At 35.9% G+C, this 13,087-nt stretch carries 11 protein-coding genes and 2 pseudogenes; all 13 read left to right on the forward strand.

The genetic code is table 11. The features are described 5' to 3' along the window. The first annotated feature begins 313 nt into the window (after positions 1 to 313). The 13 genes and pseudogenes from ACEWFJ_RS03945 to galU all read left to right on the forward strand — a co-directional run bounded on the left by ACEWFJ_RS03945 (position 314) and on the right by galU (position 13,040). On the forward strand, positions 314 to 1,522 hold the full coding sequence (locus ACEWFJ_RS03945) for an NAD(P)/FAD-dependent oxidoreductase (protein WP_098309259.1): 1,209 nt from the start codon (positions 314 to 316) through the stop codon (positions 1,520 to 1,522). A 243-nt stretch (positions 1,523 to 1,765) separates the two neighbouring features. Beyond that, positions 1,766 to 2,257, forward strand: coding sequence for an NUDIX hydrolase (locus ACEWFJ_RS03950; protein ID WP_098309258.1), 492 nt, complete (start codon positions 1,766 to 1,768; stop codon positions 2,255 to 2,257). A gap of 24 nt (positions 2,258 to 2,281) precedes the next feature. Beyond that, the gene (locus tag ACEWFJ_RS03955) at positions 2,282 to 2,599 is read left to right on the forward strand and encodes a YuiB family protein (RefSeq protein ID WP_429718288.1); all 318 of its coding nucleotides are present in this window, start codon (positions 2,282 to 2,284) and stop codon (positions 2,597 to 2,599) included. Positions 2,600 to 2,731: 132 nt separating this feature from the next. Then, positions 2,732 to 3,358 carry a 3D domain-containing protein gene (locus ACEWFJ_RS03960; RefSeq protein WP_473690551.1) on the forward strand — a complete coding sequence of 209 codons (627 nt, stop codon included), beginning with the start codon at positions 2,732 to 2,734 and terminating at the stop codon, positions 3,356 to 3,358. An 87-nt stretch (positions 3,359 to 3,445) separates the two neighbouring features. Then, positions 3,446 to 3,826: a DUF309 domain-containing protein gene (locus tag ACEWFJ_RS03965; RefSeq protein ID WP_473690553.1), complete on the forward strand. Its 381-nt coding sequence runs from the start codon at positions 3,446 to 3,448 to the stop codon at positions 3,824 to 3,826. A 62-nt stretch (positions 3,827 to 3,888) separates the two neighbouring features. Next, positions 3,889 to 5,372, forward strand: a pseudogene (locus ACEWFJ_RS03970) (leucyl aminopeptidase). Between the two features lie 162 nt (positions 5,373 to 5,534). Further along, entirely contained in the window at positions 5,535 to 7,259 is a 1,725-nt protein-coding gene (locus tag ACEWFJ_RS03975; RefSeq protein WP_098309253.1) for a phospho-sugar mutase, read from the forward strand. A 347-nt stretch (positions 7,260 to 7,606) separates the two neighbouring features. Then, positions 7,607 to 7,947, forward strand: a pseudogene (locus ACEWFJ_RS03980) (EamA family transporter). Beyond that, positions 7,940 to 8,278, forward strand: a complete 339-nt coding sequence (locus ACEWFJ_RS03985) for an EamA family transporter (RefSeq protein WP_473690555.1) — start codon at positions 7,940 to 7,942, stop codon at positions 8,276 to 8,278. Before ACEWFJ_RS03980 ends, ACEWFJ_RS03985 begins: the two are co-directional and overlap by 8 nt. A gap of 92 nt (positions 8,279 to 8,370) precedes the next feature. Further along, positions 8,371 to 10,308 (forward strand): DUF2142 domain-containing protein, encoded by a 1,938-nt coding sequence (locus tag ACEWFJ_RS03990; protein ID WP_473690557.1) that lies wholly within the window; start codon positions 8,371 to 8,373, stop codon positions 10,306 to 10,308. A gap of 20 nt (positions 10,309 to 10,328) precedes the next feature. Beyond that, positions 10,329 to 11,045: a glycosyltransferase family 2 protein gene (locus ACEWFJ_RS03995; RefSeq protein ID WP_473690559.1), complete on the forward strand. Its 717-nt coding sequence runs from the start codon at positions 10,329 to 10,331 to the stop codon at positions 11,043 to 11,045. Further along, positions 11,042 to 11,434: a DUF2304 domain-containing protein gene (locus ACEWFJ_RS04000; protein WP_473690561.1), complete on the forward strand. Its 393-nt coding sequence runs from the start codon at positions 11,042 to 11,044 to the stop codon at positions 11,432 to 11,434. The genes ACEWFJ_RS03995 and ACEWFJ_RS04000 overlap by 4 nt, the downstream gene beginning before the upstream one ends. 715 nt (positions 11,435 to 12,149) lie before the next feature. After that, entirely contained in the window at positions 12,150 to 13,040 is an 891-nt protein-coding gene (gene galU / locus ACEWFJ_RS04005; RefSeq protein ID WP_098309247.1) for a UTP--glucose-1-phosphate uridylyltransferase GalU, read from the forward strand. Positions 13,041 to 13,087 lie beyond the last annotated feature (47 nt).

A 13,087-nucleotide genomic window follows, 5' to 3' on the forward strand; every position in this document is an offset into this window, starting at 1 on the left:
AATTCTACAACTGCTTGAAAAGTAAAGAGAAAACGACTAATATAGGAAAGTGAATGTGTTAATTTTTTGTGACAAATTTCGTAACATTTTTCAAACTTAATTTTTTATTTTGTCTAGATTGTGAAAAAGTCTACATTCTTAGCATTTAAATTGTTTTAGCATTATTTTTGCTATTTTTACTATCTATATAAAGAAGATTAATTTTTTTATTTTGTCTAGATTGTGAGAAAGTCTACATTCTTAGCATTTAAATTGTTTTAGCATTATTTTTATTATTTTTACTATCTATATAAAGAAGAGGGTTGTGATTAGGGTGAAGAAGCCAAAAATCGTAGTTCTAGGCGCAGGTTATGGCGGAATGATTACTACTGTTCGTCTGCAAAAAACATTATCTGTAAGTGAAGCTGAAATCACATTAGTAAATAACAACAGCTATCATTATCAAGCAACTTGGTTACATGAAAGTGCAGCTGGTACGTTGCATCATGACAAAGTTCGCTTAGACATCAAGGATGTAATCGACACAAATAAAGTAAACTTCGTACAAGACACAGTTGTAGAAATTAAAGCAGCTGAAAAGCGCGTTATCTTAAAGAATGGCGAGCTAGAGTATGATTACTTAGTGATCGGTCTTGGTTTCGAATCTGAAACGTTTGGTATTAAAGGATTAAAAGAGCATGCATTCTCTATCGCTAACATTAATGCAACTCGTCAAATCCGTGAGCATATGGAGTATATGTTCTCTTTATATGCTTCAGAAAAACGTGACGAGTTAGTTACAATTGTTGTCGGCGGTGCTGGATTTACAGGTATCGAGTACGTAGGTGAACTTGCAAACCGTGTTCCTGAGCTTTGCAAAGAGTATGATGTTCCTCGCGAAAAAGCACGCATCATCTGTGTTGAGGCTGCTCCAACAGCGCTTCCTGGTTTCGATCCAGAGCTAGTTGAGTACGCTGTAAAACAATTAGAGAAAAAAGGTGTAGAATTCCGCATCGGTACAGCAATTAAAGAAGGAACTGAAGAAGGTATTCTTGTTGCAAACGGTGACGATGTAGAATTACTGAAATCTGCAACTGTAGTTTGGGCTGCAGGTGTTCGCGGTAACGGTATTGTAGAAGAGTCTGGCTTTGAAGCAATGCGTGGCCGTGTAAAAGTGGACGAGTACATGCACGCTCCAGGTCATGAAGAAGTATTCATGGTTGGTGATGCAGCGTTAATCATTAACGAAGAAATTAACCGTCCATACCCACCAACAGCACAAATTGCAATTCAACAAGGTTATAACATTGCACATAACTTAGCTGTTCTTGTTCGTGGTAAAGGCGAAATGCAGAAGTTTGTATTCGATAACAAAGGTTCTGTATGTTCATTAGGTCATGACGATGCAATGGGCGTTGTAATGGGCAAAAAATTAACTGGTTGGAAAGCTTCATTCATGAAGAAAGTAATCGACAACCGTTACCTATTCATGCTTGGCGGACCTTTATTAGTTCTTAAAAAAGGTAAGTTAAAGTTATTTTAATACGTAATGTAAAGCAGAAATGGCTGTAAGCTGTTTCTGCTTTTTTTATTTTTATTTTACTGAATATTCCGAAGTGAATAAAGACCTTTCACAAAGAGTACACATTTCCCAACATTCTCCTTTCGAAAGCTTTATCCCGCTATTCGCGGGCAGTAAAACCCCACTGACGGAAGTTTCACTTTATAGTATAATGAAAGAAAAGAATGAATATTCTGTTCGTTTGATTGGAAGGGGTTTGCAGTGATGAGTAAGCGAGGAAATGTGTGGCTAGCGGTAAGTGGTCTCGTTATCACAGCAGATGGAAGATGGCTTGTCGTTAAGAAAAAATATGGTGGATTAAAAGGGGAATGGTCATTGCCTGCGGGTTTTGTGAACGAAGGAGAAACAATCGATCAAGCAGTGCAGCGTGAAGTATTAGAAGAAACAGGAATTGCCACAAGTGTAAAAGGAATAATGGGTGCACGATCTGGCGTGATACGCGGTGAGATTAGTGATAATATGATTATTTTTCTTTTAGAGCCAAAAGGAGAAGACATTGTTGTTCAAGAGCGAGAATTGTATGAGGGAGCGTTCCTATTTCCAGAGGATATTGTAAATGATGAAAATGCCTCAGTGTTAATTCGTTATTTGTTAGAAGCGATGCCAGCACCGCTTTTAAAAATGGACGAGACGTTAAATCCAGGGGAACAGTTTGATTATACGGTATATAACGTTTTTGTAGGAAGAGTAGATTGATAAGTAAGAAAGGGCGAAGAAATCATGAGCATACCTGTTTTATTAATCTCAATGATGTTATTTTTAGTCTTATTTTTTGGAATTGGCTTTTTATTAAATATGATTTTACGAGCAACATGGGTGATGGTCGTTGTATATCCGCTTATTTGTGTGTTTATTATTGATAAAGTTGATTTCTTCGATTATTTTGTACAGCCGAAAGAGGCTTTCTCTTCATTAGGAACAAGTTTTCTTCATCTTGGACAAGCTGATATTATGATTTTATCAACTGGCTTAGTTGGTGCTGCTTTATCTGGTGTTGTGATCAAAGCATTGCGGAAAAATGGATATCAAATGTTTTGAGGCTCCTTTCATAGGAGCTTTTTTTAGAGATGTCTAGTTTCAGCGCTTGTCTTTGCTAAACAGGGCACTTACGTGTTTCATGCGTATTTTCTTCATCGTTTAGGGAACAATAACGATGAAGGAGTGTGAAAAATGATAAAACGATTTAGCATTCGCATGATGATGGTTTGCTTATTTTTAGTTGCATTATGTGTAACTTGGCAAGCTGTGTCAGGAATCTCTCTTTCTGAAATGATTCATATGTATAAGAAAAATGAAGTGAAAGAAGTTCACGCAGCTGAGCAAAGTAAGCAAGCGATTCCAAGTACCTCAGTCATTCGTGCTTTAGAGAATGAAAAAGATTGGTCAAAATATCGTTCGATGGAAGTTATGGCAACAGGATATACAGCTGGCAGGGAGTCAACAGGGAAGACAAAAGGACATCCTCAGTATGGGATTACATATTCCGGTGTAAAAGTAAAACGGGACATATACTCAACAATTGCGGCTGATTTGCGCGTATTTCCGATTGGAACAATCTTGTTTATTCCTGGATATGGCTATGGTGTTGTAGCGGATAAAGGCGGTGCTATTAAAGGAAATCGACTTGATTTATATTATGAAACCGTGCAAGATGTATACAGTCAATGGGGAAAGAAGACAGTGAATGTTTACATTGTAAAAATGGGAAATGGAAAATTTACAGAACAAGAGTTAACACTTTTAAACGAAGCGGAACCGATGCAAGTGTTTCGCGGACAATATTTAAACCAACGATAGTCTAGACGCTTATAGCGCTAGACTTTTTTTATTCTCTTGTCATCATGAAATAGAGGGGAAAGAAAATATAGCAAAGGGAGAGCATATATGGAAGACTATCCTTTAGCGTATTATGAGTTTTTCATAAAGTATAACGAAGGTGATTATTATACGTGTCATGACTTATTGGAAGAAATGTGGCTCGAAGACCGGGGGAATTTGTTTTTAAAAGGTTTATTGCAAATGGCAGTTGCTCAGTATCATTACAGCTATGGGAATGTAAAGGGAGCGCGAATGATGATGGAAGTAGCGGAAGAATATTTAACTCCATATTGTCCTGTTTATTGGAATTTGAATGTTGAAAAGGTCGTACACTTTATTCAATTGTGTCGCAAAATTTTACCGAAAGAGATAAATCGAATTCCATACGAGCAAGTGCAGAATTTGCCGCAGCTCCCAGAGTTTATTTTATATATGGAAGAAGTTTGAATTGTCGCATTTTCACGAAAATAAAGCTATAATAGAAACAGAAAAAATCTGGGGGTGCTAGCATGTTTCAAGTACAAAAAGAACTAGCAAGTCATGAAGCGGTAGTTGTCGCCTTATTTGAAGATGAGGTAATGAGTAGTTTTGTAAAAGAATTAGATCAAGCATTTGATGGACATTTACAAGTGCTACTAGACGAGAAAGAAATTTCTCCGAAGAAAAAGTAATTTCGAAAGTACATAGCTTAGGAAAAACAGATGCAAAGCGTTACTACTTTGTCGGTCTTGGCAAAAAAGACAGATGTACAACAGAAACATTGCGCGGTGCACTTGGAAAGTTAGCGAGAACGTTACACGGTGCAAAAGTAAAAAATGTCGCACTTGTATTAGATTCATTCGTTACTGAAAAAATGGACGCAATTGATGTAGCGCATATTGCAGCAGAAACTTATTTACTTGGTACATATGAGTTAGTAACATATAAAACGGATAAAAAAGAAGCGCATCAATTAGAAAGTTTTGTTGTTGTTACAGAAGAAGATCCGCAAGAGATTGAAGCAGCATTAACGGTTGGTTATGTACATGGACGTGCTACAAACTCTGCGCGTACGCTTGTGAATTTGCCGCCAAACGTATTAACGGCAACTGCTTTAGCAGACTATGCAGTTGATCTGGCAGAAAAATATGATATGGACTATAAAGTGCTTGAGAAAGAAGAGATGGAAGAGCTTGGAATGGGTGCGCTTCTGGCGGTCAACCAAGGCTCCGCAGAACCGCCAAAAATGATTGCTCTTTTATATAAAGGTAAAGAAGAGTGGACAGATGTAATTGGCTTAGTTGGTAAAGGTATTACATATGATACAGGTGGTTATTCTTTGAAACCGCGCGAAAGCATGGTTGGTATGAAAGGCGATATGGGCGGCGCAGCAGCTGTTCTTGGAGCGATGGAAATTATCGGTGAGCTTCGCCCAGAGCAAAACGTAGTTGCGATTATTCCTTCTACGGACAATATGGTGAGCGCAACTGCATTTAAACCAGATGATGTGATTACCTCAATGAGCGGTAAAACAATTGAAGTATTAAATACAGATGCAGAAGGCCGCTTAGCATTAGCTGACGGTATTACGTATGCGAAAAAGCTTGGTGCAAATTATCTTGTTGATGTTGCGACATTGACAGGTGGTATTATCGTTGCTCTTGGAAACCATACAACAGGTGCAATGACAAATAACGAAGCATTTTATGAGCAAATGTTAGAAGCAGCGATGGAAACGGATGAGCCAATTTGGCAATTACCGATTTTTGAACGTGATAAAGAACGTGTTCGTAACAGTAAATTTGCAGATTTAAATAACTCACCAGGACGCGATGGTCATGCAATTATGGCAGGAACATTCCTTGGAGAGTTTGCAGAAGAAACACCTTGGGTGCATTTAGATATTGCAGGAACATCTGATACAAAGAGCGTACACGACTTAGGTCCAGTTGGTGGAACAGGCGCGATGGTGCGTACATTAGCAACATTTGTTGAGCGTTTTGGGGAAGAGTAAATGAGGAAAGGATTGGCAGACGCCAATCCTTTTTTTAGATTATTGCCAATGTTTTCCTTTAGTGAACAAAGAGTTAAATGTTGTAAAAAGATAAAAAATATTTGAGGGAAGCGCTATTTTTTTCATATAATGGGATTATGTCTATTGAGAGGAGAGAGCAACATGAATTGGAAAAAAGAATATGAACGCTGGATTTCCTTTGCGAATTTAGATGCAGAGCTAAAGCAGCAACTAGAAGCAATGCAAAGTGATGAAAAGAAAATTGAAGATAGTTTTTATAAAGATTTAGAATTTGGTACAGGTGGTATGCGCGGGGAACTAGGTGCTGGCACAAATCGTTTAAATGTGTACACTGTCCGCAAGGCAACAGAAGGTTTAGCCCGTTTCATTGAAAACCAAGGTGAAGAAGCAAAAGCACGCGGCGTTGTTGTCGCATATGATTCTCGTCACAAGTCTCCAGAGTTTGCGATGGAAGTAGCAGCAACACTAGGTGCTCATGGCATTAAAACATATGTATTTGAAAGTCTGCGCCCAACACCAGAGCTTTCTTTTGCAGTACGTTATTTACATACATGCAGTGGAATCGTTCTTACGGCAAGCCACAATCCGCCTGAATATAATGGCTATAAAGTGTACGGAGATGATGGCGGGCAATTGCCTCCAAAAGAAGCGGATGAGTTAATTCATTATGTAAATGATGTAAGTGACGAATTGACAGTAGAGGTTGCTGATGTAGAGCAATTGAAACAAAATGGTCTCTTACAGATCATCGGTCAAGAAGTTGACGATGCGTATTTAGAACAATTAAAAACGGTTATTCTTAATAAAGAGCTTGTGAAGGAAGTTGGACAAGATTTAAAAATTGTCTTCTCACCTTTACATGGAACATCTAATATTCCGGCTCGCCGTGGTTTGGATGCAGTTGGGTTTAAAAATGTAACTGTTGTGAAAGAACAAGAACAGCCAGATCCAGACTTCTCAACGGTAAAGTCACCAAATCCAGAAGAACATGCTGCATTTGAATTGGCAATTCGGTACGGTGAAGAAATTGATGCAGATGTATTAATTGCAACAGATCCGGATGCTGACCGTCTTGGTGTAGCAGTTCGTAATCATGATGGCCAGTATCAAGTGTTGACAGGAAATCAAACAGGTGCTTTAATGTTGGATTACTTATTAACACAAAAGAAAGAACAAGGTATTTTACCGACAAACGGTGTTGTATTAAAAACAATCGTTACATCTGAATTAGGACGCACAATCGCAAAAGCTTACGGACTTGATACAATCGATACGTTAACTGGCTTTAAATTCATCGGTGAAAAGATTAAGCAATATGAAGCGAGCGGAGAATATGAGTTCCAGTTTGGTTATGAAGAAAGCTACGGTTATTTAATTCGCCCGTTCTGCCGTGATAAAGACGCAGTACAGTCTGTATTATTTGCATGTGAAGTTGCCGCATATTATAAAGCGCAAGGTAAAACATTATATGATGGTTTACTTGAAGTATTTGAAAAGTACGGATATTTCCGTGAAGGACTTGTTTCCTTAACGTTAAAAGGAAAAGATGGAGCAGAGCAAATTCAAAATATGATGACATCTTTCCGTGAAAATAGACCGACAGAAGTGGCTGGCTTAGAAGTAACGATTGCGGAAGATTATAAAGCAAGCGTTAGAACAAAAGTAAAAGAAGATGCGACAGAAGAAATTGAATTACCAAAATCAAATGTATTAAAGTATTATTTGGCAGATGGATCTTGGTTCTGCCTGCGACCATCAGGAACAGAGCCGAAGATTAAGTTTTACTTTGGTGTACAAGGAGATTCACTACAACATAGTGAAGAGAAGCTTGAAGCGATTAAAGAAGATATTATGAATCGTTTTTAATATGAGTAAAGAGGGGGAATATTTTCCCTCTTTTTTTATTTTGCTTATGTTTCTATAATAAAGACAAGAAAGATTATGAGATAAGCATGAAATTTCTCTTATTCTGTGATAGAATTTTATATCGTGTGGGATAAGTATACGCTTTCAAATTGAAAGTTTAGAAGAATTATGTTTTATCTATACGTCAAGAATGGCGAATTAATATCGAAATATTCGGAATGTTTGAAGAAGAGCCCAGAAGTGGCTGGTTGATTCAACTGATCATCAGTGCAGGATGAAGGAAATCTCCACTGATGAAAGTTTTATTTTCTATCTAGGTTTTAATTCACAAAAAGAGAGTTGAGTGTATGAAAGCATCTACTAAAAATTATGTGTTTTTACATGCAGCCTTTTTTTATACTCTATCATAATGGTGTATATGAAATGGGCGGCAAAATTTTCAGTTACTTCAATTAGTTTTTTCTTAGCTTACATGGGGCTTATTATTCTTTTGTTTGGATATGCAATTATTTGGCAGCAAGTAATTAAACATTTTGAAATATCTAAAGCGTATTCACATCGAGGGATTATTATTTTATGGGGGCTTCTATGGTCCGTAGTATTTTTTGGAGATGTCATAAAATGGAATAATTTGCTGGGTGCAGCTATCATTATAATTGGAATTGTTGTGGTGACAAGAGATGAATAAATTTGTACTGCTTTATATTTTCGGCATTATTTTGGCGAACTATTCCCAAATTTTATTAAAAAAAGCAACATTAGCTGTTTATGATACGAAATGGAAAGAATACGTGAATCGTTATGTAATTATTGGATATTCTTTATTTGTGATAAATGCGGGTTTAAATGTAATTGCGATGAAAGGTGTCCCGTTAAAGCAAGCACCTGTTTTAGAATCGCTTAGTTATGTTGTTATTTTAATATTCAGTTGGTATTTTCTTGGTGAGAAAATCACGAAAAGAAAAATAATCGGAAATATTATTATCATTATAGGAATTGCTGTGTTTTGTATGCAGTGAGAGGAGTGTATTTCTATAATAAGTAGTGTTAATTTAAGACAAATAATATAAATGGAGTGTTATGTTGTATGATAAATAGGAAAAAGATATTTTTGTCTTTTTTTGTAGTTTTTTGTGCAGTTTTGTATGTATGCCTGACGGGACCTATTCATACTGTAAACAAAAGTCTTGCTTATAGCAATTATAAGATGGTTGATTTAGCCGAGGGCGATGAATTACGACAAGAGTTTCATTTTGATGGGGAAAACCCAAAGAATTTGTTATTACCTCTTACAAGCGAAAGTTATCATAAAAATGCACTATTGGAGTATGAACTTTCGGTTAAAGGAAGAGTAGTGAGTAAAGAGACAATCGATTTGAACAAATGGGGTGGAGAAGACTATATTAAAGATCCTCATTTTAAAAGTAGTATCATAGTTCCTATTCCAAAAGATTTAGATAATGATGTTGTCTTAAAAGTGAAAATCGTGAAAGCGGAGAATGGTGAAAAAATTGGTATTCGTACTGGGGCATCATTATCATCAGATGGAAAATTGATTGTTAATGGTAAAGAAGATAAAGGACAAGCAGTAGCAGCTAAAATATTATACGATCAACTGGATTGGCTAAAAATTAGACAAGCTACAATTACTGCATTAGTTGCCCTAGTTGTTTTAGCTTTAATTGGGAAAAATACAATTAAGAATTTTGTTGTTGTGGCTGGAGCAATGGGGATTATGTTTAGTTTTAATAATCCGCTTTTTGAAGCAACTGATGAGAATTTTCATTTTGCAAAAGCGTATGATATTAGTTTAGGGCATCTTCTGTCTACGAAACAAGGTGATAAAGTAGGCGTTAACTTGCCAGAGAATATAGATGACATGCCACGACCAAATCAATTTGAGACAACCTATGGATTGCTTGCAAATGGCGAAAGATACGATAGAGCTAAGAGCGAGGCTTGGGATACGTATACCTTTGCAAATAAAACAAAATTTGTCGAGCAACCGACAACGGCTGTTTATACACCAATTCCATATATTCCACAGGCTCTTGGTTTGTTTATTGCCAATATATTAGGTTTAAAAGCTTTCAGCGCTCTAATGTTAGGAAGAATTTTTAACTTAATTGTGTATATTGTCTTGACTGCAATGGCGATAAAAATAATTCCAAGATTGAAAAATACGCTAGCGTTTTTAGCTGCATTTCCGTTATTTGTATCATTAGCTGCATCATTTTCGGCTGATGCAATGTTGATGGGGCTAACTTACTTATTTATCGCTATTATATTACAGAAACTTATGTGTTCGGAAAAGGATGTATTACGAGTTAAGGACTTTGTTATTCCAACCTTGTTATTAATCCTTATTGTATTGTGTAAATTTACGTATTGGCCATTATCATTCTTAATGTTGTCATTTGTTGGACGGGACCTATTCCGTACGAAAATGCAAGGTATTATTTCTTTCCTTATGCTTGCAGGGATATCTGGTTTAATGATGAGTTCTTGGAATGTATTTGTGATGAAGTTTGTTGGAACAATTAATCCAAATGTAAACATTAATCCAGTTGAGCAATTGAAATTCATGTTTGGACATCCATTTGAGGCTATGAGAACATTCTTTGGAACTTTTGAAAACGGAATGAGTACGTGGCTGACCATGTTAAATCAAGTTGGATGGGTAACGCATTTACTGAGCGGTATTGTAATTATTAGTTTGGTTGGGCTTGTTATGACAGCAATCTTTGATTATACAGAAGATAAGTTTAAATTACGCAACTTCGATTATGGGATTTTTATTTTAACAAGTATAAGTATAATTGGACTAGTTATGTTAAGTTTATATTTAACTTGGTCTGAAGTTGGTGCAGATTTTATAAGTGGGCTACAAGGAAGATATTTCTTACCTATTTTGCCAATTATATTGTTTATGTTTAATGAAAAAATGAATGTGAAACAGCATTCGGAGTTAACGGCACAAAGATCCGCGCAGTTAGCATGTTGTATGTTGTTGTATGCAAATGTTTTTATGTTAGGTTATTTATATTAAAGTGGAGTGGGGGATTACTTTTGTTTAAAAAGAAGCTCATTATTATTCCTGCCTATAATGAATCAACGAATTTAATTCATGTTGTAGAGGATATAGAAACGAATGCACCGGATTTTGATTACGTCATTATTAATGACTGTTCAAAGGATGATACAGAGCAAATTTGTAAAGATAATAATTTTAACTACGTCAGTTTGCCAATTAATTTAGGAATCGGTGGAGCGATGCAAACGGGGTATAAATATGCGCAGCGCTACGGTTATGATATTGCTGTACAATTTGATGGTGATGGTCAACATGATGCTGCCTATTTAGGCGTTCTTCTTCAGACGATGGAAGAAGAACAGGCAGATATGGTTATTGGTTCACGTTTTATTAATAAAGAAGGCTTTCAGTCTTCCTTCACAAGAAGATTAGGAATTCGTTTCTTTGAAAAGTTAATTAAAGCTGTATCTGGAAAAATGATCACAGATGCTACTTCTGGATTTAGAATGGTGAATCGCGATATTATTAATGAATTTTGCGATTACTATCCAAAAGATTATCCAGAACCAGAAAGTATTGTTTCTGTATTAAGAAATGACTATAAAATAGAGGAAGCCCCTGTACTTATGCGAGAAAGAATCGGTGGCACATCTTCAATTGTAAATTACAAAGCAATTTATTATATGATTAAAGTGACACTTGCGATTACAATCGACAGATTAAAACCTAAACGAAAGGAGAATGCTTCATGACAATTCGCCTTCAAGTATTAATTATTTTAGGTGTATTAGTAGGATTGATTATTTTTACAAACTTAGTGCGTAAAGAGAAATTAGACCTGAAGTATGTACTAACATGGTTTGGCGTTTTAATCGGTATTCTCATCATTGGAATCGTACCAAAAACGATTAATGTTGTATCGGATTTATTAGGCGTTGCAACGCCAATTAACGCATTGTTTTTCTTCGGATTTATATTTGTAACATGTGTATTGTTCTTTTTAACGATTGTTGTTTCAAGATCTTCTGCTCGTATTAAAGAGTTGACGCAAATCGTAGCGATTCATCAGCATGAAAATGAAAAAATGAAGAAAAAATTGGATAACTATTATAAAGAAGAGAACCAAAAAGTGACTATGTAATAAAGTGAAATTTTTATCGTAGCGCTTCCCTACTGATGGTTAGTTGAACGAATCGGACCCTAACAGGAAACCTAACTTTTTGGATTGCTCAGGACTTTGAGTTGAGGGCTTATTGCCTATTAGAGTGGGATAAAGAGAACAAAAAGGAGTGAATCTTGTATTCACTCCTTTTTGCATGCGTGTAATTCAAACTCATTTAGGTGAATATAAAGTAGGAATATTATGATTATTGGTGATGTTTATATAATAATTAGGGTTGCTTCATTTTCTTACTATTTAAGTGGATTTTTTCGTTGGAAAAGTATAGTAAATTCTTATTTTATTGAAGTAAAAAGAATGAAGAAGTAACGGCAGGAGCATATGGTAATGCTAGAACAAAGCATGTTACATGATGTGCGCTTTTAGATATTAACTGTTTATTAAAGGAAAGTGACAAATAAAGGACAACTATAAAGTAACCTTGACGAATAAAGAAGCAATCATGTAGAATTTGTAGGAAGTGTCATTTTCGGTAAGTGAGAAACAAACATGTAAGAAAACTGTAATATGACACTCAGATTAATAGATATATAATATAGAAGTTGCGTTTTTTCTATAAGGGATGTCTTGTCAAGGAATAAAATGTATTCAATAAATGTACTTTGACGGGGCAAATTAAAAAAATAAATATTTGTATAAATGCGCATATAAACCAACAAAGAAAGAGGTTATAAGCATGAAAAAGGTAAGAAAGGCCATTATCCCAGCTGCTGGTCTTGGAACACGTTTTTTACCAGCAACGAAGGCAATGCCAAAGGAAATGTTACCAATTGTTGATAAACCAACAATTCAATATATCGTTGAAGAAGCAGTTGCTGCAGGTATTGAAGATATTATTATCGTTACAGGTAAAGGAAAACGTGCAATTGAAGACCATTTCGATAATGCTTTTGAATTAGAGCAAAATTTATTAGAAAAGAAAAAGTATGAGCTACTTGAAAGGGTACAAGCTTCTTCTAAAATGGTGGATATTCACTATATCCGTCAAAAGGAACCAAAAGGTTTGGGCCATGCAGTATGGTGCGCGCGCAAATTCATTGGTGATGAGCCGTTTGCTGTATTACTTGGAGACGATATTGTACAAGCAGAAACACCTTGCTTAAAACAGTTAATCGATGAGTATGAAAAAACACTGTCATCCGTAATTGGTGTGCAAACAGTTCCAGAAGATGAAACACATCGCTACGGTATTATTGATCCATTAGAAAAAGACGGCCGTCGTTATCAAGTAAAACAATTTGTTGAAAAACCAGCACAAGGTACAGCACCTTCAAATTTAGCGATTATGGGCCGTTATATATTAACACCGGAAATCTTCCGTTTCTTAGAAGAACAACATATCGGTGCTGGCGGTGAAATTCAATTAACGGATGCAATTCAAAATCTAAATGAAATTCAACGCGTATTCGCTTACGATTTTGAAGGAAAACGTTATGATGTTGGTGAGAAACTTGGCTTTATTCAAACAACAATTGAAATGGCGCTGCAACATGACGAATTAAAAGAAGATTTACTACAAATTATGCAAAACCTTGTGAAAGAACAGGGAGAAGCGATTAAAAACTAATTATTGATAGATGTTCAAGATTAGACATAGTGAATTGGAGAATGAGG

Source organism: Bacillus sp. EA-CB0995, assembly GCF_055814245.1.